Source organism: uncultured Deefgea sp. (assembly GCF_947072475.1).
In the GTDB taxonomy this organism is placed as follows: Bacteria; Pseudomonadota; Gammaproteobacteria; order Burkholderiales; family Chitinibacteraceae; genus Deefgea.
On record NZ_CAMTIA010000035.1, the window covers coordinates 1 to 23,063 of the forward strand.

23 protein-coding genes, 1 tRNA gene and 1 other RNA gene are annotated in these 23,063 nt (G+C 50.6%); 13 read left to right on the top strand and 12 right to left on the bottom strand.

The genetic code is table 11. The features are described from left to right. The 3 genes from Q0V82_RS11315 to Q0V82_RS11325 all read right to left on the bottom strand — a co-directional run. Positions 1-273, bottom strand: a 273-nt coding sequence (locus Q0V82_RS11315) for an MliC family protein (protein WP_297575787.1), incomplete at its 3' end; no start/stop codon positions are given. Between the two features lie 98 nt (positions 274-371). Continuing rightward, entirely contained in the window at positions 372-1,346 is a 975-nt protein-coding gene (locus tag Q0V82_RS11320; RefSeq protein WP_297575788.1) for a hypothetical protein, read from the bottom strand. Positions 1,347-1,404: 58 nt separating this feature from the next. Then, positions 1,405-1,983 carry a sugar O-acetyltransferase gene (locus Q0V82_RS11325; protein WP_297575789.1) on the bottom strand — a complete coding sequence of 193 codons (579 nt, stop codon included), beginning with the start codon at positions 1,981-1,983 and terminating at the stop codon, positions 1,405-1,407. Positions 1,984-2,096: 113 nt separating this feature from the next. Between Q0V82_RS11325 and Q0V82_RS11330 the strand changes: the two genes are divergently transcribed. Together Q0V82_RS11330 and Q0V82_RS11335 are read left to right on the top strand one after the other, a co-directional pair. Beyond that, positions 2,097-3,725, top strand: coding sequence for a methyl-accepting chemotaxis protein (locus Q0V82_RS11330; RefSeq protein ID WP_297575790.1), 1,629 nt, complete (start codon positions 2,097-2,099; stop codon positions 3,723-3,725). Between the two features lie 158 nt (positions 3,726-3,883). Further along, positions 3,884-5,638 (top strand): isomerizing glutamine--fructose-6-phosphate transaminase, encoded by a 1,755-nt coding sequence (locus Q0V82_RS11335; RefSeq protein WP_297575791.1) that lies wholly within the window; start codon positions 3,884-3,886, stop codon positions 5,636-5,638. A 39-nt stretch (positions 5,639-5,677) separates the two neighbouring features. Here Q0V82_RS11335 and Q0V82_RS11340 read toward each other — a convergent pair whose 3' ends face one another. Next, positions 5,678-6,577, bottom strand: coding sequence for a DMT family transporter (locus Q0V82_RS11340; RefSeq protein WP_297575792.1), 900 nt, complete (start codon positions 6,575-6,577; stop codon positions 5,678-5,680). 303 nt (positions 6,578-6,880) lie between these two features. On the opposite strand from Q0V82_RS11340, the gene Q0V82_RS11345 reads away from it, so the two are divergent. Continuing rightward, positions 6,881-8,041, top strand: coding sequence for a benzoate/H(+) symporter BenE family transporter (locus Q0V82_RS11345; RefSeq protein ID WP_297575793.1), 1,161 nt, complete (start codon positions 6,881-6,883; stop codon positions 8,039-8,041). A gap of 120 nt (positions 8,042-8,161) precedes the next feature. Here the strand turns inward: Q0V82_RS11345 and nudC are convergent, their stop codons facing one another. Beyond that, on the bottom strand, positions 8,162-9,052 hold the full coding sequence (gene nudC, locus Q0V82_RS11350) for an NAD(+) diphosphatase (protein WP_297575794.1): 891 nt from the start codon (positions 9,050-9,052) through the stop codon (positions 8,162-8,164). Between the two features lie 167 nt (positions 9,053-9,219). Between nudC and Q0V82_RS11355 the strand changes: the two genes are divergently transcribed. Then, complete coding sequence (locus Q0V82_RS11355; RefSeq protein WP_297575795.1) at positions 9,220-9,567, top strand: BON domain-containing protein; 348 nt, start codon at positions 9,220-9,222, stop codon at positions 9,565-9,567. Positions 9,568-9,672: 105 nt separating this feature from the next. On the opposite strand, the gene Q0V82_RS11360 is transcribed toward Q0V82_RS11355, so the two are convergent. After that, positions 9,673-10,173 carry a low molecular weight phosphatase family protein gene (locus Q0V82_RS11360; protein WP_297575796.1) on the bottom strand — a complete coding sequence of 167 codons (501 nt, stop codon included), beginning with the start codon at positions 10,171-10,173 and terminating at the stop codon, positions 9,673-9,675. 223 nt (positions 10,174-10,396) lie between these two features. On the opposite strand from Q0V82_RS11360, the gene Q0V82_RS11365 reads away from it, so the two are divergent. The 3 genes from Q0V82_RS11365 (at position 10,397) to Q0V82_RS11375 (ending at position 13,125) form a co-directional block, all read left to right on the top strand. Then, positions 10,397-10,482 (top strand) — tRNA-Tyr (locus Q0V82_RS11365). A 106-nt stretch (positions 10,483-10,588) separates the two neighbouring features. Beyond that, positions 10,589-11,302, top strand: a complete 714-nt coding sequence (locus Q0V82_RS11370; protein WP_297575797.1) for a pseudouridine synthase — start codon at positions 10,589-10,591, stop codon at positions 11,300-11,302. 113 nt (positions 11,303-11,415) lie between these two features. Continuing rightward, positions 11,416-13,125: a GGDEF domain-containing protein gene (locus Q0V82_RS11375; RefSeq protein WP_297575799.1), complete on the top strand. Its 1,710-nt coding sequence runs from the start codon at positions 11,416-11,418 to the stop codon at positions 13,123-13,125. A gap of 100 nt (positions 13,126-13,225) precedes the next feature. Here Q0V82_RS11375 and Q0V82_RS11380 read toward each other — a convergent pair whose 3' ends face one another. Beyond that, a complete protein-coding gene (locus Q0V82_RS11380; protein ID WP_297575801.1) occupies positions 13,226-14,326 on the bottom strand; it encodes a GGDEF domain-containing protein in 1,101 nt (366 codons plus the stop codon). 202 nt (positions 14,327-14,528) lie between these two features. Between Q0V82_RS11380 and Q0V82_RS11385 the strand changes: the two genes are divergently transcribed. Beyond that, positions 14,529-15,485: a carbohydrate kinase family protein gene (locus Q0V82_RS11385; protein WP_297575803.1), complete on the top strand. Its 957-nt coding sequence runs from the start codon at positions 14,529-14,531 to the stop codon at positions 15,483-15,485. 54 nt (positions 15,486-15,539) lie between these two features. Here the strand turns inward: Q0V82_RS11385 and Q0V82_RS11390 are convergent, their stop codons facing one another. The 4 genes from Q0V82_RS11390 to Q0V82_RS11405 all read right to left on the bottom strand — a co-directional run bounded on the left by Q0V82_RS11390 (position 15,540) and on the right by Q0V82_RS11405 (position 18,661). Beyond that, positions 15,540-16,118: a CNP1-like family protein gene (locus Q0V82_RS11390; protein ID WP_297575805.1), complete on the bottom strand. Its 579-nt coding sequence runs from the start codon at positions 16,116-16,118 to the stop codon at positions 15,540-15,542. A 66-nt stretch (positions 16,119-16,184) separates the two neighbouring features. Further along, complete coding sequence (locus tag Q0V82_RS11395) at positions 16,185-17,501, bottom strand: ATP-binding protein (protein ID WP_297575807.1); 1,317 nt, start codon at positions 17,499-17,501, stop codon at positions 16,185-16,187. Continuing rightward, complete coding sequence (locus Q0V82_RS11400) at positions 17,498-18,160, bottom strand: response regulator transcription factor (RefSeq protein ID WP_297575809.1); 663 nt, start codon at positions 18,158-18,160, stop codon at positions 17,498-17,500. The genes Q0V82_RS11395 and Q0V82_RS11400 overlap by 4 nt, the downstream gene beginning before the upstream one ends. Positions 18,161-18,376: 216 nt before the next feature. Beyond that, the gene (locus Q0V82_RS11405) at positions 18,377-18,661 is read right to left on the bottom strand and encodes a PepSY domain-containing protein (protein WP_297575812.1); all 285 of its coding nucleotides are present in this window, start codon (positions 18,659-18,661) and stop codon (positions 18,377-18,379) included. Positions 18,662-18,825: 164 nt separating this feature from the next. Between Q0V82_RS11405 and Q0V82_RS11410 the strand changes: the two genes are divergently transcribed. The 5 genes from Q0V82_RS11410 (at position 18,826) to rnpB (ending at position 22,765) form a co-directional block, all read left to right on the top strand. Continuing rightward, positions 18,826-19,071, top strand: a complete 246-nt coding sequence (locus tag Q0V82_RS11410) for a sulfurtransferase TusA family protein (RefSeq protein ID WP_297575814.1) — start codon at positions 18,826-18,828, stop codon at positions 19,069-19,071. A 428-nt stretch (positions 19,072-19,499) separates the two neighbouring features. Beyond that, positions 19,500-20,537, top strand: a complete 1,038-nt coding sequence (gene pyrC, locus Q0V82_RS11415; RefSeq protein ID WP_297575816.1) for a dihydroorotase — start codon at positions 19,500-19,502, stop codon at positions 20,535-20,537. Continuing rightward, complete coding sequence (locus tag Q0V82_RS11420) at positions 20,522-21,034, top strand: hypothetical protein (RefSeq protein WP_297575818.1); 513 nt, start codon at positions 20,522-20,524, stop codon at positions 21,032-21,034. Before pyrC ends, Q0V82_RS11420 begins: the two co-directional genes overlap by 16 nt. Before the next feature lie 126 nt (positions 21,035-21,160). Beyond that, positions 21,161-22,195 (top strand): phospholipase A, encoded by a 1,035-nt coding sequence (locus tag Q0V82_RS11425; protein WP_297575820.1) that lies wholly within the window; start codon positions 21,161-21,163, stop codon positions 22,193-22,195. Between the two features lie 75 nt (positions 22,196-22,270). Then, an RNA gene (gene rnpB / locus Q0V82_RS11430) (RNase P RNA component class A) lies at positions 22,271-22,765 on the top strand. A gap of 20 nt (positions 22,766-22,785) precedes the next feature. On the opposite strand, the gene Q0V82_RS11435 is transcribed toward rnpB, so the two are convergent. Further along, positions 22,786-22,935, bottom strand: a complete 150-nt coding sequence (locus Q0V82_RS11435) for a hypothetical protein (protein ID WP_297575821.1) — start codon at positions 22,933-22,935, stop codon at positions 22,786-22,788. Positions 22,936-23,063 lie beyond the last annotated feature (128 nt).

The following is a 23,063-nucleotide window of genomic DNA, read 5'->3' on the forward strand; positions in this document are numbered from 1 at the left end:
ATTGGCCACAATCACCTCATCGACTTCCAAAAAGCCACCTTGGCCTTTTAACCACACGGTGGTGCTGCCATTGCTGTATTTGGCGCCAGACGCCGAGATCACATGCGGTAGTTTTTGGAATGTCCAGCCATTGAGTAATTCAAGCGAGTCAGGTGTCGTCATTCTGATTGTAAACGATTGGCCTTCATCACATTGATAGCGCTGTAATGGCGCATCGCTGGCGGCCATTGTGAGTGAGCTGGCAAAAAGTAGAGGGAAAATAAAGGCTTTCATGGCTTGCTCACGTCATATTTTGAGCTGATATTGTGGTCATAAACTGACGAACAATAAAGGTGAAAATTCCCTTTGTTCGTCAGTTTGTATTCAAGATCTCAAAAGATGACTTGCTCAGAAAATCCGCGTTTCTCACTTGGGGCTTGCATTAACGGGCGTGGTACTGCCATTAAAATAATCAATTTTTCAATCGGCGGTTCGCGCTGCAAGATCAGCTCCGGCAAAGCAATGCGCTGATTGTCGCTACTGTCACTATCGATAATGCCCATTCGATCGACATTACAATAACGAACTTCGAGCCGTAAAATATCGGGCGTTGCCGCCAATTCGGTAATGAGTTGCTCGCACAAGGCGTCTGGATTGAGCTGTTGATGAATATCTTGTAATTCGGTGGTGAGATTTTTGATGCGTGTTTGTTGTTCGATTTGCTCTGGGCTGGGCGTCATGCTGCTTGAATTTTGTATTCTCAGCATAGTTCGGGCATTCATGAGGCTACTTTCGAGCTGCTTTTTTTTATTCTCCACGTTAGCGATGGCCAGCTGCGCTTGAATCGCCACCGTATCTAAAATCCGCTCTGCACCCAGTTGCACCAAGGCATCGGGCGATTGAGCGGGTTGGCCCAGTTGGTAATTAGACAATATCAGTAATGTTTGCGGTACGTCTTGGCGAATTTGTCCGGCGTGCTCACTCATGCCGTAGCGTACTTTCTCATGCGCGTCGGCAATTAAGCCCACATAGGCCATGTCAGCCAGCGGCCATGCGGCAAACCAAGCTTGTAAGCCGGGGTCACGACCGACAATGTCACTCATTCGATCTGGCGTCGCAAATAGCAGCTGCAAAGTGCGATCTTTGCGCCATGATTCGTTATTGAGCTCAATCGGCGCAGGCAATTGAGCCGCTAAGGCATTGGCGTGAGTGTGTGCCCAGCTCATATAAGGGGCTAATCGGGTTAGGTAATTGCGCGCCAAACGAATGTGCGGATGGGCAATATCGACTAAACGTTCGATGCTTGCCTCATCTTCCGCGCTGAGTTTGGGTTTGGCGGTAAACCAAGATCGGATTGTGCTCCACATCGTAAGGACTCTGTTCGGTTAAGAATGAATACAAATATACGCTCAAGCCGCTCCGCAGTTATGGATTTAGCGCATATAAAGTGCTTTCATCCGGTGGGGTTAATTCACGAATCACGCGCGCGGGATTGCCGCCAACCAGCACGCAAGATGGCACATCGCGAGTGACAATACTGCCTGCGCCAATCACGCTATGGTCACCAATGGTCACTCCGCCACAAATAATCGCGCCCGCGCCAATCCAGACGTTATTGCCGATGGTAATGCCTTTGGCGCAATACGCCCATTTTTGGCGTTCCGTCGGGTCGACTGGATGCGTTCCGGTTTGAATTTGCACATTGGGCGCGATGATGGTGTGGTGGCCAATCGTGATCGGCGCGCCGGGCGCTGCGGCGATTTGTGCGTTGTAATTAATAAACACTTTTCGTGAGAGTGTAATTAAATGGCCGCGGGCAATCGCCAGCGGTGGCGAAATAATCACCTCATCGGCTTGTGCAAACAGTGCTTTGAGCAGCTCAGGGCGCTCATGCTGGGCTTCTGGCGGCAGATGATTAAAGCGCTGGAGTAATTCGCCTTCTCTTTGCCAGTGCGTTTCAGAGCCTAAGTCGCTAAAGGGGAAACAAACAAGATCATGATTCATACATCACCTAGAGACAATCAGTCGTTGATAATATGCGTGAACAAAGCTTACGGTATATTATAAGGAAAATGACGGCGTGAATAATGCCAATAATGAAAAATTAAAGGGTGGGTATGCATAATTGGGGCGTAAAAACACGGCTTTTAGCTGGTTTTGGGGTGGTTTTATTGTTGTTAGCGATTGTGGCGATGGTGGCTTTATTGAGCCTGACACAGCTGCGCGGCAAAGTCAGCGAGCTGGTGGATGAGCGTTATCCCACGGTAGTGAAGTCCAATCAATTGATTGCGATTGCTTATCAAACCGATTTAACGCTGCGCAACGCCGCTTTAGCCGAAACCACGGGTGATACCGATGCGATTTTGACGCAATTAGAGTCCGAAGCCAGTGCCGAAGCAAATCAAATCAGCGCGCTTAAAACTCTGATCGGTGGCGACACTCAGGCCCAAACCTTACTCGCTGATGTGGTGGCAAGCAATGCCGCGATGGATTTGCAAAAAACCAAATTGGCGACCTTATTAAGACTCGATCGGACTACGGGTGGGCATTTTATTACTACTGAATATGCCAAAGTCAGCAACGCCTATCGGGATGCTTTGCTTAAATTAGCCGCCTATCAAAGCCGCTTAATGGATGAAGATAAAACCTTGGTACAAAGCAGTGTCAGCACCGCGGTCAATAGCATTTTATTGGTGAGTTTGTTCGCCATTGTATTGGGTTTAATTTTGGCTTGGTTGATTGGCTCAAAAGTGATTGCCGCTTTGGATTCGGCCAGCCGTGTTGCCAGCAAAATTGCCAGCGGCGATTTAAGTCATGATTGGCGCGGAACGCAGTTTGCGAATGATGAATTGGGTCAATTACAACGCGCTTTGCAAACGATGCAAGAAAAACTAGTGCAGATTATTCGCCAGATTCAAAGCAATGCCACAGAAGTCACGCAAGCCGCGCGGACCTTGTCGGCAGCGTCACAGCAAATTACTTCGGGCTCTGATTTGCAATCGTCGTCAGCCAGCTCAATGGCGGCAGCGGTGGAAGAGATGAGCACCAGCATGGATCAAGTAGCTGACAATACTAATGATGTTGAGCAAAAAGCGCGTGGGGCGGGTGAATTAGCCAACGAAGGCAGCAAAGATGTTTCGGCGGCAGCGCTTGAAATGCAGGCGATTTCTGGGGAAGTGCTAGGCGCATCCGAACAAATTACTGAATTGGGTCGAAATATCAATGAAATCGGCACGATTGTGGTGGTGATTAAAGACGTTGCCGATCAAACCAATTTATTAGCGCTGAATGCCGCGATTGAAGCGGCTCGTGCTGGCGATATGGGGCGTGGTTTTGCCGTGGTGGCCGATGAAGTACGCAAACTGGCTGAGCGCACCGCGCAATCGGCCAGCCAAATCACCAAGATGGTCAGCAATATTCAAAGCAGCGCACAAGATGCGGTGACCCGCATGAGTAGCGGCAGCCAGCGGGTTGGCGACGGTTTGCAATTAACCACTCAAGCGAGCGAGAGTATTGGCCGTATTAATCAGCGCAGCGGTGAGGTGGTGCGTTCGGTGCACGAAATCAGCGAACAAATGCAAGAACAACGCTCAGCCGCGCGCGATATCGCCGTTAATGTTGAGCGCATCGCGGCGATGGCCGAAGAAAACTCAGTGGCGGTCCGCAATATGGGCGATTCGATTGGCCAGCTTGAATCTATGGCCGAGCAACTGACTGCGACGGTGCAGCGTTTTAAAATGACTTAATCAGTGCGGATAGAGATCCCGCTGGTGAAGACGCTGTGGCGACGGCTGCGGTCTATTAAGTTGATCAACAGTGCGCTGATCAGGCTGATTTGCTCATTTAAGTGGGGCATTACCAACCGAATCTGGCGCTGATTTTTGCTTTTTTGTTGAGGTGGAGTATGACTGAATTGATTGCCTATATTGCGCCACAAAATGTGTTGCCGGCCTTGTCTGACTGTATTTTGATTTTAAACAGCAGCAATACGCATTTGAATTTAGTCATGGAAGAACAGACTAAGAGCACGCAAAAGCGTTTGGTTTTGCCGCAACCGGTGCAACGCTTGTCGATTGGGGCTGAGGCTTGCCATTGGTTGATCGCGAGTTTGCATCATGAGCCACAAGCTTTAACGCCGACCAATCGGGCCGGTTTACAGATTCGGGCGATGGGGCATTGCCTGAATCATCAGGATTTGGCGCACAGCCTTAATTTGGGCGATGCGTGTAGTTTGAATGAGTTGATTGCGGCGATGTTACAACGACAAATTGACGATGGCGCGAGCTTGACCGAGGCGATGCTGATTGCCAATGCGCAACTCAAAGGCCCGATCAGTTATCTGTGTCACCAACAAAGCCAAGTACAGTTTATGTTGGCTAGTTGTTTGGGCCAGCCCTTGTTTGTCGGACTAGAATCGGGCTTGCGACAAATTTGCTGCAGTAGTTTACGGCTGATACGCCAACGCGCTAATCAGGTGTATGCGATGAAAGACGGCGACATTGTTCGCTTTGGGCTAGATACCCCGTTGTTAGTTATGGGGGATGGCTTTGAGCAAGTGTTAGAGATGCCGGCCGTGACCAAGAACCAAAGTGTGCCGCATTTTATGCTGGAAGAAATTGAGTCTCAGCCCGAAACGCTGGCGATTTTGGTCCAAAAATACCATGCTGGCTATATCTTACCCTTGGCATTGCGCGCCAAACTATCCAGCATTCGCAGCGTGACTTTATTGGCCTGTGGTTCGAGCTATCACGCCGCTTTGATTGCGCGCTATTGGTTTGAAACCTTGGCCGGAGTTTCGGTGCAAGTGGGCTTAAGCAGTGAATATTGCGATCGCGATGTGCGTGCTGATGATCATGATTTGATGATTGCGATTTCGCAATCGGGCGAAACCACCGACACCATTGCGGCGTTAAAACACGCGCAAGCATTGGGCCGCCCCCGCACGGTGGCTTTGACCAATTCTCCCGGTAGCACCCTCACCACTTTGGTGGATCATCATTTGCTCACGCACAGCGGTGCCGAGCAATCGGTGAGCGCGACCAAATCACTCACCGCCCAAATCTTGCTGCTGTTTATGCTGGCCAATGCGCTGGGTCAGGCGCGTGGGCATATCAGTGCCGAGCAAGTGGCAAGCCATGATGAAGAGATGTTGCTCTTGCCCAATGCGGTGGCGCAAACGGTGCTGCTTAATAAAGAAATCCGCCGCTGGGCGAATGCTTTGCATCGGAAAAATAATTTATTTGTGATCGGTCGGCACACGCATTATCCAGTGGCGATGGAAGGCGCGTTTAAGCTTAGAGAAGTGGCTTATCAGCATGCCGAGGCATTCCCCGCTGGCGAGTTAAAACACGGGCCAATTACCTTGGTGAATGATGACTTGCCGGTCATTGTTTGCTTGCCGTGGAATCAACAAGCGCAAAAAATGCTCGATGATTTAAAAGCCATTCGTGCCAATCATGGTGAAATTTTTATTTTGTCCAACGGCAATATTGCGTCGGTTGAGGGCACGAGCGTGATTCGGATGCCGAGCGGTTTAACGCACTTGAGCCCGATTATTTATATCGTTGCGCTGCAAATGCTAGCGTATTACTGCGCTGTTCTCAGTGGCAATGCCATCGATACGCCACGCAATTTGGCTAAAGTGACGATGGACTTTTAATGACACCATTCCCAGACGGCGTGGCCGTCTGGGAATGGTTTATTTTTTGCTGACCATCCACACGCCACTGAGCACAATGGCCGCGCCTAGCCATTGCACGGCGCTGAGGCGCTCGTTCAAAATCCCCATGCTCAGCACAATCGACAGCACCGGGCCAAAACTGCCAATCACAGCGGTGCGCCCAGCGCCGATGCGTTTCATGGCATTGGTCATGGCATACACCGGCAAGACGGTAGAGAAAATCGCAATCGTCAGCGCATAGGCCCAAACCGGCCACGGCTGATCCACGCTGCTCAGTGGATGACTGATTAACCAGTGCACTAAAATCCCCAAGCCCGACACCGTGAGCGCCAATTCAGTAAAGCGCATTGACCCCACGCGCTCGATCACCGCTGGGCTCCACGCCATATACAGCGAAAAAGCCAAAGTACTGGCCACCACAAAACCAATGCCAACCCAATCGGCGTGGGCATTCATTAGCTCCGGCGCTAATACCAACACCATGCCCAAATAAGTTAACGGTAGTGCGCGTTTGATTTTGGGTGGGATCGGCTTGCCGCTAAACCAAGAAATTAGCAATACGGTAAACGTGGGGTAAAGACATAAAATCAGGCGCTCTAGACTAGCGCTGACGGTTTCAAGGCCAATGAAATCGAGCACGCTGGCTAAGTAATAACCCAGTAAACCCAGGCCAAACAGTTTGACCTTATCTAAAGGCGCGATGGGTGTTTCTGGCTCGTCGGTATTGGCATGCAGTCGCCACAATCTCACCAGCCACAGCAAAGCAATCGCAAATATCAGGCGCAGCATCACCAGTGTGATGGCGTCGACGCCATAAGGATAAGCCAGCTTAATAAACACGCCTTTCATGGCAAAGCCGGTGGCGGCAAAAGCGGCTAAGAAAACCCCGATGCGGATTGATTGGGCTGAATTGGGCATGGTTTCATCCTTGATGGGCGGAAATCCCGGCTTAGGATCGCTAGCACCGGTGAAATCGCGGGTGTTGTTTGCGTCGTTCCGACGCTGATGGCCATCGTGCGAGTGAGCGCTCAGTGACTAGAAAAAGAGGACTTTGCTGCGGTACGAGATGGTTTTTGCTGCTTTGCATCACGCCTTATGATGCTTTCTGGATGATTGTCGCGTCAACAGACCCTTGTAACCAAATGTTTGTATTGACTGGCTTGCGCCTTGCCGCATCAGGGCTCTGCCAGCACAATAAGCGCTTCAATCAAGGGGTGGCTTATGTCGGTGTGGCGAGATAGTTCGGTTTCTGCGGTGGTGGCGGGCTTGGTGACGGTGTTGGTCGGCTTTACTAGCTCGGCAGTGATTGTGTTTCAAGCGGCGCAGGCTTTGGGCGCTAGCCCAGCAGAAATCGCCTCGTGGATGTGGGCTTTGGGTTTGGCGATGGGGGTGAGTTGTATCGGTTTATCGCTGCGCTACCGAGTTCCCATCGTTACGGCATGGTCAACGCCGGGTGCGGCTTTGCTGGTGACCAGCGCGGCGGGCGTGAGCATGCCCGAAGCGATTGGGGCGTTTATGGTGTCCGGCTTGTTGATCGTGCTGATGGGCATCACCGGGTGGTTTGAGCGTGCGATGCAGCGAATTCCATTGGGTATTGCTTCGGCGATGTTGGCGGGGGTGTTATTGCGCTTTGGTTTGGGCGCATTTAGTGCTTTGCAAACCGAGTTAGTTTTGGCCGGTAGTATGTTGCTGACTTATTTGCTATTGCGCCGATATTGGCCTCGTTATGCCATTGTTGGGGTATTGCTCTGTGGCATGCTAGTGGCTGCGTGGCGCGGGCTATTACATCTAGAGGGTATTGAGCTAACGCTGGCGATGCCGATTTGGACCACGCCAGAGTTCAGCTGGAGTAGTCTGGCCAGTGTGGCCCTGCCTTTATTTATGGTGACGATGGCCTCGCAAAATGTGCCCGGCGTGACGGTATTGCGCGCCAATGGCTATACGCCACCGATTTCTCCTTTGATTGGCAGCACTGGTCTACTTACGGTGTTACTCGCGCCATTTGGCGCTTTTGCGATTAATTTGGCGGCAATTACGGCGGCCATTTGCATGGGGAAAGACGCACATCAAGACCCGAGCAAACGCTATATTGCAGCGATGGCTGCTGGGGTGTTTTATCTGCTGATTGGCGTCTTTGGCGCGACGGTGGTGGCGGTATTTGCTGCTTTTCCTAAAGAGCTGGTGCTGGTGGTGGCCGGTTTGGCACTGATGAATATTATCGGTAGCGGTTTGGCACTGGCGATGCGCGATGAAAAACAGCGCGAAGCGGCAATCATTACTTTTTTGGTCACCGCTTCAGGCCTGACACTATTGGGTGTTGGCTCGGCTTTTTGGGGGCTGGTCGCCGGTGTGGTCGCGGCGCTGGTGCTGCGTAAAAAATAAGCAGTAATACTTAGAGTCTATTGAGGTTCTCACCTCGTCTCTGGCATTAACTTCCCGCTCAACCGCTCAACCGCTCAACCGCTCAACCGCTCAACCATGGCGGCTTGGCGGGCGCTGGATTTAAGGATTTTCCTTGAGCCCCGCTTGCAATAGTCGATAAGCAATACTGCTGGCGCTGGGCAGCAGCGGTAAATCATCGGGGCTAAACCAGCGTGCGTCTTCGATTTCATCGGCTTGGCAAACAATCTCACCGGAAACGTAATCGGCAAAAAAAGCCAGCATCAAAGAATGCGGAAACGCCCAGCTTTGGCTGGCAAACCAGCGCAAATTGGTGATTTCAACGCCGACTTCTTCGCGTACTTCACGATGCGCGCATTGCTCAAGGCTTTCGCCGGGCTCAACAAATCCAGCGACGGCGCTATACATGCCGCTGCGAAAGTGCGGCGAGCGCGCCAACAACACCTCGCGGCCACGTTGAATCAGCACCATCACTGCCGGTGATAAGCGCGGCCAAACCCGCTGCTGGCAAGCAGTGCATTCGCAGGCGATTTCATGTTCAAGCGCCAAGGTTGGCGCGCCACACACACCACAAAAGCGATGCGTGCGATAAAAAGTCGCAATCTGGCTGGCGCGGCACGCCAGCGCCCACAGCGTTTCGCCGAGTAAATCAAAGCTAGCGCGTAAATCCATCGTGCTCAGTGTTGTTGGTAATGGCGTTGCGGCATCCCAAAGCGCCATTTGTATTTTTTGTTGTTCCATCTGGCCAATACCCAGCAAGGTGTGTGGCGGTGCCAGCACGGCAAGCTCGCTGGCGGTGGCTAAAGTGTCCGAACAAAAAATCAAGGTATTGCCATGCAGCGCAATCACAATAGCGCTTGGATCAAGATACCCATCTTGTTGATGGACTGCTGTGAATGCCGTGGGCAACATAAAGCGACAACCTTGTTGTGCAGAAACCGTAGAAAAATAAAAACCACAATGGCCTGAATTAAACCATTGACGACGCAGCACAGCAAGGCACAAGCGCAGAGACACTGTTGCTGATTTGCATTTGTCATAAGACTTAAACATTTCTGTAATGTAATGCTCTTAGAATCAGCCATATAAAGCGCTAAGCACGAAGCCATCGCCTCTAAGCAGCGCTGTTTTTAATTAATTTAAACGGATGAGTGAAAATCATGAAAAAAGTATGCCTGCTTGCTACGCTGCTGTGCGCCGCAGTATTGTCGACCGCGTGTAGCTCAACCGCTCAAAAAGTCGCCGCCCCGGCTGCGCCAGCTGTGAAGCCAGCAGCGGATGCCGTTGCGGTTGCTAATCATGTCAAAAAAGCCTTGGATGCTGAGCCTGCATTGAAGCCATTTGATTTGCAAGTCAAAGGCGCGAACGATAAAAAAGACCCAACTAAAGTCGATGTAACGATTGTTGGCGTGGTTGAAATCGGTGAGCAAATGGCGCAAGCCGGCATGATTGCTGAGCAAGTGAAAGGCGTGCAATACGTGTTTAACAATATCCAGCCAAAAAACTAACACCGCACTCGGTCATTGTTGAGATGCCAGCCAGTCGTTGACGGGTTGGCGATCGCAGCCAGCTAGCCTCGGATTTCCAATGTGGAAAACGAGGCTTTTTCATGTTTAGCGCGGTACTGGCGGCGCGGTTTGGCCGATTTGCTGCACGTGATGCTGCAACGCCAGATGCGCTAACTTGTCCATTGGCAGGGCCGCCAATAAATCAATCCGATGCTTGATGAATAAAAACACATCATGAAATGCTTTGCGGCGATCGGCTTCTTGGTAGCGCAAACTCGGGTCTGCCACATTCCAATGCGCGATCAGCGGTCCACTGGGCCAGTTTGGACACGCTTCGTTGGTAGCGCGATCATCCAGCGTAAAAATAAAATCCATTTCAGGCGCCCCAGCCAGCAAAAAAGTATTCCAGCTTTTGGGAGGGCTTGGCGGCGTTAGGCCAAAATGCTGTAAGGTCGTGATGGTCAACGGATGGAGCTCGGCTAGCGCATGGCTGCCCGCGCTATAGGCCATAAATCGATCGGCGAAAAAATGATTCATGATCGCTTCGGCGATGGGACTGCGAATCGCATTGTCAGTGCAGATAAATAAGACGGAATAAGGTTTCAAACGCTAAGCTCCTATGCATGATGGTCGTGAGTCTTGTTGTTGCGCAGTGTTTATTGCGGCAAAAGGCGACGGTGCCCAGTCATTGATTATTACGCGGCAAGATGACAAATGATGTGGCGTTGCTGTATTGATTGGCTACGTGCATCTTGGCAAGATGCAGTGAAAAATAAATCGATAGGGGCTTGACGCTGTCGTGAGCCAAAGGCATAATTGCCGTCCTCGTGGAGGGGTTACCCCAGCGGTCAACGGGTCCGGACTGTAAATCCGGCGGCTCAGCCTTCGAAGGTTCGAATCCTTCTCCCTCCACCAGTTTCCCTTTGTTGTTTTCTGTTTTACCTCTGGTTTTACCTCATCCTCTGTTTCAAAGTAGCCACTTACCCTTACAATGGTGTATCCATTCGTATGAGTTCTGATCATGAAAAAACTATCGCTCGATAAAATTTTGCAAAGCCAAGGTTTTGGTTCGCGTAAAGGCTGCCGTGATTTAATCGAAGAAGGTGAAGTTTCGATTGATGGCGTCGTTATCCAGAAATGGAAGACCGAATACCAGCCCGAAGGCTTGGTGTTTCAGGTGTTTGACGAAACCTGGGAATATCGCGAAAAAGTCTATTTAGTCCTGAATAAACCCAGTAGTTACGAATGCTCGCGTAAGCCCACGCATCATCCGGCGGTATTAACGCTGTTTCCGCAAAACATGGAATGGCGTGATGTGCAGCCGGTTGGGCGTTTAGATCACGATACAACGGGTTTATTATTGCTATCGGATGATGGGGCTTTTATTCACGCGCAAAGCTCACCCAAACGTCATCAGCCTAAAACCTATATTGCCACTACCGCTGAGCCCGTGACCGATGCTTTGATCGCGCAGTTATTGTCTGGCGTGCAATTGATTGATGAGTCTGCGCCGATTGCAGCCTTGGTCGCCAATAAAGTCAGCGATAATGAAATCGAAATCGTGCTCGAGCAAGGTAAATATCATCAAGTGAAACGTATGTTGGCTGCGGCAGGCAATCATTGCAGTGCTTTGCGTCGCGTAAAAATTGGCGGTTTGCAACTGGCCGATTTAGCTTTGGCTGAAGGCGAGTGGCGCTTTTTAAGTGCTGATGAATTGGCTTTATTGCAGGGCTAAGCACGCCATTCACCACAGGTTTGTTGAGTAAACCCTGAATTATTCGCAGCCTACGTATTGCTATCTATACTAGACATATTCTAGTCAGCTTTGGTTTGGATGTGATACAGCGAATGTGGGTTTCTTGGCTGCTGGCCTTGATCATCTTGCTACTGGCGGTGACGGCGCTTAGCTTTGGCGTTTTGCACTATGCCGAAAAGCAGCAAATAGCGCAGGCATTGCAGTCGCTGCAAGCGCAGTCGCGAATGCAATTGTTGCGCTTAAACCAAATCCTTGAGCATCATGATCTGCAGCGCGTGCCGTTTTCTGCTGTGGATATCGATGCGGTTTGGCCTCGGGTCAATGGGGATTTGGCAACGACGCCCGCCGCTTTACAGCAATTGGCGCGCGCTTTGCAGGTCGATCGCGTGTCGATTTACTATCCACAAAGCGCCTTGATGATTGGCGCGGCAGTCGGTGAAAACACCGATGAGAGTTGGCAAAAATCAGCGTTATTGACAGAACAATTACGCCAAAAAGCCGGCAGCGCAGCAGTGATTAAAAATCATTTGGCCGTCTCTGGCAGTAGCGGCAAGCTGACGGCCTATCATTTTTATTCGCCATCAAAGCAAGCATTTTGGCTCATTGCGAGTGCGGCGCTCAAGCCTTTATTGCAAGGCCAAGAAGGCGATTCGGCCGCCTTATTTGATGCCTTATTTCATATCCCCAGCTCGAATTTAATCCCCAACGAGGTGGATATTTTGCTGCAGGGGCCGGATGGTTATTACTCCATTTTTACTGAACAGCGCGTGCTCATTCAACCACCGCTATTGGGTAGTCAGCCAGTGCAAGACGCGCAAGGGCGGTATTTTCTGGCTTTGGCGCTTGAGCCTCAGCTGTCGTATAGCCATATGGTCATCGCGGTTGATTTTGATTTAAGCATTTTTCACGTGGCCAGACAGCGACTGGGTTGGGGGCTGGCGTTGATTTTTATCTTGGCTTTACTGGCGACGTATTATTTAGTTCGAAGACATACGCAAAACTGGCAGGCGACGACTTTACAACTGTTACAGCGTTACGAAAGTGCGGCGCATGTTGCAGCCTCGAAAGATCCTGTCTTGCAGCCTTTGGAAGACTTTTGCTTGGCGCGGCGGCAGGCTAAGCAAGATCAAACGCTGCAGCAGCAAGCTGAATTAAATACGGCGAAAGACGTAGGGCTGCACAAAGCGCAGTTGCTCGCGGTGCAAACCAGTTTGCGCCAGCAAAGTGAAGCGACTTTATCTGAGTTGCGGATTGCATTTGAGATGGTGAATTCGCGTTTGCTCGAGGCCAATCGCAGCTTGGCGCATGACGCAGAAACCGACGCCTTAACCGGTTGTGGTAATCGGCGGCAGTTTGAGCAAATGGTGTCGGCCGAAATGTCTCGAGCGGTTCGCTATGGGCAACAAGTATGCTTATTAATGCTCGATATTGATTTTTTTAAGCGGGTGAACGATGAATTTGGCCACCCAATGGGCGATTTGGTGTTGGTGCGTTTAGCTGAATTGATCAAGAGTCAGATTCGGCCTAGCGATACTTTATTTCGCTGGGGCGGTGAAGAGTTTGCACTGTTAGTACCTAGTGTGACGCAGGAGCAAGCGGGTTTATTGGCCGAAAAATTACGCCAATACATTGCCAGCGCACATTTTCCGCATCGACATACTTTAACCATCAGTATTGGTTTGGCGGCGTTTCGGGTGTCTGACTCGTTTGATGAATGGATGCAGCGGGTGGATGCGGCGCTGTATCAAGCCAAAAGCAATGGCCGCAATCGCGTTGAGTCGGCTGCAGAAAATAAAAAATAAGTGGCAACGCTGCGGTACAGCATCAACATCATATCGAAATATACATGGGTATTGCTTTGTAGCTAATGATATATAAACTCTGCAGTTAAATACCCTTGTGTTAAGCAACTTCAGCCGGGGAAATTGGTGCTTTATTGAGGCGCGGCTTGGTGTTTTTGTGTTGTTCAATTGCGGCTTGCAGCGCCATCAGCAATGGATTGGCCTGATCGCCGTCCACACCGGCACGCACGACGTCAATCACGCTGCCTAGATGAAAGCTGCTATCGCCATGCTCAATTTGTAAGTGCTTAATTGCGAGCTCGATTTCTAGCATGGTGTTGCGCACCTGCTGAATCGGCATATTGCTCAAGACCAAAATAAAATCATTGCCGGTAAAGCGCCCAATGCCGCAGGGGTAAGTTGTGCCGACGATCGCTTTTAAGCTACGCGCGACTTTTCTGAGCGCCAAGTCGCCAGCGGCAAAGCCATAGCGCTGATTGATTTCATGAAATTGCTTGATATTTACGCCAATTATCGCCAATGACTGACGGTATTTTTGGGTGCGACGCAGCTCGCGTACGGTGTATTCCTCAATGCCGCGCCGATTAAATAAACCGGTTAGCGCGTCGTAACGATTGAGCTTGATTAAACGGGTGTGTAGTCGATGCGACAGCAAATTGTGATAACAATAGGGCAAGGCCAAATTGCTGATGAACAAGCTGATCAACAGGGCATGCTGAAAAGCGTCGGCAGGCAGGAAGATTAAAAATACCACCATGCCGGCATAGCCCAGCCAAATGAAAATTAACACCTGCCGTGGTAGTCGCCAATGTTCGTCGTTATCCGCGTGGCGTGCTTCGTAAGCAATTCGCAGTAACAGCGGTAACAAGGTGGCGCACTGTAAGGTCCACGTTTGAGATGGATTGAGGCCACCTAGCCATTGGCCGCCAAGGAGTAGCACACTGATTAGTAAGCTCCATGCCCAATGGCCCAATACGGCAGGTCGAGCAAAAAACCGCCGTGTTCCGGCGAGTAAAATGAGCAAACCGGCGATTAACACCGGCGCAACAGCGGTGTTGTAGGCGCTATTTAAGGCAAAGGCATAGCCCAGAGTCGCCAAAGCGTGCAGCGCGCCGCCATAGGCCAAGGTAGCCAATCCTCGCTCAGAGTGATGCGCTCGAACCAGTAGCGCGTATTGCACAATGGCGAAGACGCTGCTCACGCTAGCGATTATTAAAATAACAGTTGATGAAAGAATAAGTTCCATGGCATAAAATACCTGAAAACCGACAGAACATGCACGAGTAATAAAAGCTTGGTATATGAATACAGACAGAATTCACTGGCGAATGACCAACGCCAAAATGTTTTTGGCCGTTGCATAGTGGTGATGAAATCCGTTTAATTGATATCAGGAGAGCAAGATGGCAGCGTTAATTTGTGGCTCGATGGCTTATGACACGATTATGGTTTTTCCCGGTTATTTTAAGCAGCATATTTTGCCCGAGCAGATTCATATTTTATCGGTGTCATTTTTAGTGCCAGAAATGCGCCGCGAATTGGGCGGCTGTGCCGGCAATATTGCTTACACCCTTAAAATGCTCGGTTCTGAGCCTTTGATTATGGCAACCGTAGGGCAAGATTTTGGCCCTTATGCGGCGGCTTTAGATCGGCAGCATATTCGCCGCGACTATATCCAAGTGCATGATGGTTTTACGGCGCAATGCTTTATCACTACTGATTTAGACGACAACCAAATTACCGCCTTTCATCCGGGTGCGATGAATCTTTCACATCGGAGTGCGGTGAGTCGGGTTGCAGAGCCAATCGAGATCGCCATTGTTTCGCCCGATGGTAAAGAAGGGATGCAGCAGCATTGTGAACAATTGGCTGCGGCCAATATCCCATTTATTTTTGATCCCGGCCAAGGCTTACCGATGTTTAACGGTGACGAGCTCAAAGCCATGCTGGCTTTAGCCAGTTATGTCACGGTGAATGACTATGAGGCGGAAATGCTGTGCGCTCGCACTGGCCTCAGCCTGCTGGAGATTGCCGCGCAAGTGCGCGCGCTGATCGTCACCTTGGGGGCGCAGGGCGCAAAAATCTATACGGCGGGTATTTGTCATGCCATTCCTGCGGTGCCCGCCACGGCGACTTTAGATCCCACCGGTTGTGGCGATGCGTTTCGAGCAGGGCTGCTTCATGGATTGAGTCTGGGCTGGGATTGGCCCCGCATCGGTCGTTTGGCCAGTTTGTTGGGGAGTTTGAAAGTCGCCCAGCAAGGGGCGCAAAATCATCATTTTACTGCGCGCCAATTGGCTGAAAAATATCAGGCGGCCTTTGCTGAGCCGTTGCCGGATTTTCTGTATGAAGTGCAATAAATGAGTTTAAGTGGCTGTTGACGCTGGCGGTTTGTCGTCAACAGCCGACGGTGATTATTTGGCGCGGCAACCCAGGCAATCACCGGCTTGTTTATCGACGGTGAAGTCTTTGCGGATGGTTTCTACTGGCCATGGATCGCCCATCTGGCAGAAGTTGTCCGACAAGCTACCTTGCCATGCATTGTATTGATTTTTACTTAATGGCTTCCACTTCACTTGCGTGCTTTTTTGCCATTCATTCTGGTTGGGATTGCCCCAAGCATAAGTGCGGTATTGGTTGCTTTTGCAATCAATGCCTTCAAATAAGATGTTTTTTGGGCCGCCGGCTTTGGGCGTGACGACGATGACATAACGCACAATCCGATCTGGCCCGAGGCTGAGGCTATCAAGCGACAGATAGTAATTATTGTTTTTAATTTCTTGCGCAAATTTAACCGGAGCCCATTGTTTGAGCGTGGCTAAATCGGGATATTGAATTTCTTGCTCAGTCGGAATCACCGGGGCTTTATTTTTAAAAAAGCCCATTAAGCCATCGCCTTCACCGGCTTCAATATTGTTCGGAGTGTGGGTCTCGTATTCTGCCGCCTGCACCAATCCAGCAAGCAAACAAGTCAACAGCAGGATTTTGTGCATCGTCGTGAGTCCAATCGAGAGTAAAGGCAGCATCGTAACAAGTTCAGCGAGTCGCCTCAATGCTGTTTATTGCAGTTCACGGCGAAAGCCGATCTCGGCGCAAAATCCACCTGCGGCGCGGTTGCTGATTTTGAACTTCGCGAGATGCAAATCGGCAATCCGGCGCACAATCGATAAACCTAAACCGGCGCCGGGCTGGCTTTGCCCGGCAGGGCGATAAAAACGTTCACCAATGCGGGCTAAATCATCAATGCTCACGCCTGGGCCATTGTCGCAAACGCTGAGTGTTGCGCCGCGAATCTGGATCACAATCTCGGCGTCTGGGCCGGCGTAATGCTTGGCATTTTCCAGTAGATTCCTCAGCAATAATCCCAGCAATAGCGGTTGGCCGATTAAAGCGCAGGGCTGCTCAATGCTTAAATGCGCTTCATCGGCGGGCAAATGGGCTTCCAGCAAGGCGCTACGCGCTAGATCGCTGAGTGATATCGCTTCAAATTTCGGCGTTTCACCATGGTCTAAACGAGACAGCGCCAATAGTTGGGTCACCAAGCGCGTGGTCCGATCAACGCCGTGTATGGCTTTGCCGAGCGCTTTTTCCCGCGTTTCTGGCCGTGGGCTACTTTGCGCTAATTCAATTTGCACCCGTAAACCCGCCAATGGCGTGCGTAATTCATGCGCGGCGTCGGCGGTAAAGCGGCGCTCGCGGGCGAGCGTTTGGTTGACTTGGGCAAACAAGGTATTGAGCCGGTCACGCAGCGGGGCAATCTCACTGGGGACGACAATATTGAGCGCGTCCAGATTATTCGGCGCGCGGCGCGCTAATTCGGCATCAACGATTTTGAGTGGTTTAAGTCCCTGTCGAATCGCCAAATACAATAGCGGCAATAACAGCAGCAGCGCCCACAGCGCGATTTCGAGCAAATGCTCGCTGAGTTCTTCAGCAATTTTGAGCTGATTTTTTAGCGGTTCACCGACAATCAGTTGATGATTCTCGCCTGAACGCACGGTAATTTGCCATTCTTTACCGTTTAAGTTGATTGAGTAGGGTTTTTTCGACGCACTGGGCTGCAGTGGGAAAGGGCGTTGTTGGCTGGCCGTGACTAGCCGACCATCTAAATGGTAAACCGCAAAAGCCAGCTCATCGTGGTAATCATTGTCTTGATTATTATTTGAGCGCAAATCATCTTCGCCGCCTAAGTTTTGCCATAACAAATCGGCGTAGGCGGTGAGTTGATCGTCGAGCACTTCGGCGGTTTCTTTGCGTGCTTCGTAAAGTAAGACGGCGCTAAAACCACTCCAAGCGATGATGGTCGCCAATAAAATCAGCAGCGTTAAGCGCGTTGCGAGTGAATGCTTTAACCAGTGTTGAATGCGATGTATCAATTGGACTCCAAGCGCCAGCCAAGATTACGGACATTGCGGATGACCTCGCTGCCGAGTTTTTTTCTTAGGTGAGATAAATGCACATCCAGCGTATTGCTTTCAATTTCGCCTTGCCAGCCGTAGAGTTTTTCGTCGAATTGACTGCGGGATAAATAATGCGGGTAGTTGGCCATCAGTAAATGCAGTAGTTTAAATTCCATGGCGGTTAAATCGAGCGAGGCTCCGTCTTTGCTGGCGGTTTTGTGCACGGGATCGAGCACAATGCTGTGCCAAGTCAGGCTGTTTTCGCTGCGGCCATGGGCGCGGCGTAATAGGGCGTGTAAACGCGCGATCAATTCACCCAGTGCAAACGGTTTGACTAAATAATCATCGGCACCGGCATCAAGGCCTTTGATGCGATCTTCTATCGAATCGCGCGCGGTCAGTAGCAATACTGGCAAATCGCCCAAGTTGCGGCGTATCCATGCCAATAAGCTCAGGCCATCGAGTCGTGGCATCGCAATATCGAGAACCACTAAGTCAAAGCTATGCTCGGTTTGCAGTGCGGTACGACCGGCCTCGCCATCTTGAAACCAATCAACGACAAAGCCCGCGTCAATCAGGCCGTCTTGTATGCCTTCGCCAAGTAATAAATCGTCTTCGACTAATAAAATACGCATGTTTGAGTCCAGTATTGCCGATTGCGACTGATGAAATCGCCGCTTTATGGTGTTAAATCGCGCTCTTTTGCGGGGGTATTCGCGGGTTTATCACCATGCTTCGCCCCAAAAACAGGATTGCCCATCATATCGCCTTACTTGTTTCTAATTACGTTTTAATTGTGCTGACGATCTTGATTAGAAGGGCGCAAGCAAACGCTTGCGCGCTGAGTGGCGTTAATCAAAAAAGTTTTTGTGCTCGAACTCAACCATTTCTAAAGTTTTTGGATCAAACGAGACTTTAACGCGTTGATTGTCTTTATTGCTGCCTCGGATTTCGTAGCAGCCATCGGATACTCTCAGGCTAGTAATGGTGTAGCCCTGCGCTTCAATTTTGGTTTTCGCTTCAGTGGCGCTGACCCATTGCTCGCGGGGGTGCGGGGCGCAATCATCATCGCGGCTGGCAAAGCTGAGTGTTGAGGCGAGGAGTGTGGCAGCGGCGAAGAAAGTCATGAGTTTCATAATGTGTTTTCCAAAGTGGTTTTGATTTGATGACGCTATTTAAACAGCGTTGTATGAAGCGAAACTTAAGCGCAGCAAATTTGCCCAAGCTTGAGCTGGGATTGATTGCAACAGGTAGGATTGACTTCGGTACAATGGCGTTTTGTTCGCTTGGACCTGCGCTCATGACTGCTCGCATTCACCCGCAATTAACGATTGATTTGTCGGGTTTAAATTGCCCACTACCGATATTGCGCACCAAAAAAGCGCTGGCCACCTTGGCGGGTGGAGAGATCGTTCAAGTGACCTGCACCGATCCAGCCACGCCAACCGATTTCGCCGCATTTTGCCGGCAAACCGGTAATGAGTTGCTCGAGCAATGGCAAGAAGAAGCCCGATTTTTGTTTTTGATTAAAAAACGCTCGGAATAAAAACAGCCATTGTTTACTTTGTCTGGCTAGACATCCGCTAAAACCGAGTTCGAGCGATGTTGAATTACCCAAATTGAGATGAATAACGGCTTTATGTGGATTTGGAGTTGATATTTAAATTGCACGCGTTTAAACAGATCGACTGCAGCCCCTTCCCCCTCGATGGGGGAAGGCTGGGATGGGGGTGTGAGCTTAAAATGCACTTCGTTGTATCACCCTCACCCTAGCCCTCTCCCATCAAGGGAGAGGGAATGCCGCGATGCTTTAACCACAATCAACACCCAATCTGAATATTGCCTGAATAACGTAGGTATTTGATTGCAGCCCTTATCAATCAAGGGTGGCCTGCCAATACCTTGCTATATCACTCGCTGCCGCAGATGGATCAATCCTGCGGCGGCGGACATTGACTGTTAAAAGGAAAAAACATGACGCAAACTATTACGATCGCTCGTCCTGATGATTGGCATTTACACCTGCGCGACGGCGCGGGTTTGGCTAGCGTTTTGCCGCATACCGTGCGTGAATTTGGCCGCGCTATTGTGATGCCTAACTTAAAGCCGCCGGTGACTAATGTGGCTTTGGCTGGCGAGTATCGCCAGCGCATTTTGGCTGCGGTGCCAGCTGGGCAATCTTTTCAGCCCTTGATGACTTTATATTTAACCGATAACACCACGGCGGACGATATTGTCGCCGCCAAAGCCAGTGGCTTTGTGCATGGCGTTAAGCTCTATCCAGCAGGCGCGACGACTAACTCAGATGCCGGGTGTACCGACGTGAATAAGGTATTACCGGCGATTGAAAAAATGGCTGAATTGGGCCTACCGTTTTTGGTGCATGGCGAAGTGGTCGATAGTGAAATCGATATTTTTGATCGTGAAGCGGTGTTTATCGATCGGATTATGCAGCCGCTATTGGCCAAATTCCCCAATCTCAAAGTCGTTTTTGAGCACATCACCACCAAAGACGCTGCTGACTTTGTTACTAGTGCGCCAGACAATGTAGCCGCAACGGTGACGGCGCATCATTTATTGATGAATCGAAACGCCATGCTGGTTGGTGGCATTCGCCCGCATCTGTATTGCTTGCCGATTTTAAAGCGTGAAATCCATCGCCAAGCTTTGGTAAAAGCGGTAACCGCCGATGATAACCATAAATTCTTTTTGGGTACCGACAGCGCACCGCATGCCAAAGGCGCGAAAGAAACCGCCTGTGGTTGTGCCGGCATGTATACCGCGCACGCGGCGTTGCCACTGTATGCCGAAGTGTTTGATTTAGCCGGTAAGCTCGATCGTTTAGAGGCGTTTGCCAGCCAGAATGGCCCGGCATTTTATGGCTTGCCAGTCAGCACTGAAACCGTGACCTTACGTAAAGAAAGCTGGGTCGTGCCGACTGAATACGCTTTTGCCGATAGCGTCGTCGTGCCATTGCGCGCCGGTGAATTGGTGCAATGGAAGCTGGCGTAATGGGCGACGCGACGGTTGTGCAGCGTGGCGTGAGCGCGCCAACGTGGTGGATCACTGGCGCTGCCTTATTTGCAGCAGGTATTTGGGGTCTGCCATTGATTGAATCCACGCAGTTTGAAAATCACTTTTTTGGCCTGTTTTATTACTCGATTTTGGCGGGGATTGTGCTGTTTTGGGCGCTGCCTAGCGAGCAGCGCTTTGAAAACGGGCAGCTTGAACGTCGTTTTTGCCTATTTGGCCTGCTGGTGCTGTGGAAAAAAACCACCCCTTTGAGTGCCTTTAGCGAAATTCATTTTGAGCAAGACCCCAATTTATTTCGTAAAGACACGGTGTGGGTGATTCTCTCGGGCGCAGAGGGCGAAGGCGAGCGGTTTGCCTTTGCTAATTTTTCAGCCACGGCAAGTAATATCGCCAAGGCGCAGGCACTGGCTGAGGCTTTGTCGCAAGCCACGGGTTTGCCGATTAAAACGCATGAGTCGGCAGGGCTGGCCGAATAATTGGTTTGAGTTTGTGGCGAAATCTGAACGCTTTGCAGCGTAGCTACGCGTTGTAAAGCGCTCGATGTTATGATTTTTGCACAATTGAAATCACACCCTTGCTGGCCGAGGGCTTTAAGGTGAAAGATGAAAGCAATCTTGAGTTTGGCCGCCTTACTGGCCGCTTCGGCACACGCGAATGATTTGGCGACTTGCCAACAGATTGCAGACAATCAAAATCGTCTGGCTTGTTATGATCAATTGGCGCAGCCGCTGGCACCAATGGCAGTGGCGCCGATTGCTGCGCCGGTCGCGCTGGTCGCGGCAACGATCACTACGCCCGATCAGCCTGTTGCCACAGCAGAAACGTTTTCTCAGCGTTGGGAGTTATCCGCGCAAGACAAGGACGGCGTTTTTAATATCAAGCCGTACCAGCCGGTGTATATCTTACCGGTGTCTTGGCGTAAAAAAGTCAATAACGATCCGTGCTCACCGAATCCACTGAATTGCTCGCACCGTGGCGATCAAGATTATGGCAAGGTAGAAGCTAAGTTTCAGCTCTCGTTTAAAACTAAATTGGTGCAAGACGCTTTTGGCTCCGATGTGGATGTGTGGGGCGCTTATACCCAGCAAAGTTATTGGCAGGCTTACGATAGCCAGAATTCTTCGCCGTTCAGAGAGACCGATTATCAGCCCGAATTATGGGCGACTTTCCCGGTGCAAGCTGGGCCAGAATGGCTCAAATTACGCATGATTAATTTGGGTGCGATGCATCAATCCAATGGTCAAACCAATCCACTATCGCGCTCGTGGAATCGCTTATATGCCAGTTTTGGCCTGACTTCGGGCGACCTATCGGTGCTGATTAAACCATGGTGGCGCGTGCCTGAGCCGGCCAGTACCGACAATAATCCAGATATTAGCGATTACGTCGGGCGAGTAGAAACGGTGGTGGTTTATCCGTGGCAGAACCATGTGTTTTCGTTAACGTGGCGCAATAATTTGAAATTTAGCAGTAATACGCCGAATCGATCGAACTTCCAATTGGAATGGGCCTTCCCGATTACCGGTAAATTGCATGGTTATGTGCAGGCTTTTAATGGCTGGGGCGACTCATTGCAAAACTATAATTTCCACAATAGCGGCGCGGCAATTGGCGTTTCATTGGTAGATTGGCGTTAAGGCGATCTGTGCGGCTTAGGTCGCAGGCGATCTTTACTTGCCCTGAGTCGGTATAGCGGTGATAATCGCCACCGCGAAGCGGGACAGACCATCGCTGCTGCCAGTGTAATGCTGGCGGGGGAGGAAAGTCCGGGCTCCATAGAGCAGAATGCTGGTTAACGACCAGGCGGCGTGAGCCGACGGAAAGTGCAACAGAGAGCTGAACCGCCAGTGGGAGACTTCGCGACGCGTAAGCGGCGCAAAGTCCCCCCATTCAGGATGCTTGCATACTGAATGGACCCAAGTTGAACAATCGATTGAAGCGATTGGGATTGAGTCATCGGTAAGGGTGAAAAGGTGTCCTCGTCAGAGGAGCCCCGTAAAGGGGTCGGTAAGAGCGCACCGCGGCGCTGGTAACAGTCGCTGGCAGGGTAAACCCCATTCGGAGCAAGACCAAGCAGTAGGCGTTGAAGCTGCTCGCTGAGTCTACGGGTAGGTTGCTTGAGCGCATCAGTAATGGTGCGCCTAGAGGAATGATGGTCACGGATGGCAACATCTGGACAGGACCCGGCTTATCGGCCCGCTTCGCCCCCATACACTACCCATGTATCTTAATACATGCGGCGATCGAAATAAGGTAGCAGGCTATACACCTGTTTTGAACTCAAATTGAATGCACGCTCAGCCGCTTGCATGGCTTGTAGCAAACCGCTGCCGCCGGCAATTTCTTGATCAATAAAATTCAGTACTTCTTGCGCCACGAGCAAAACCTAAGATTGGTAACTAGCAATCCGCGTATTTTGCCTGTTGAAGATTAAAATTGAATGTCTATCTGATTGATCAATGATTTTGCGCAGTGTTTTACGTGTCGGATTGGTGCGCGGCGCTG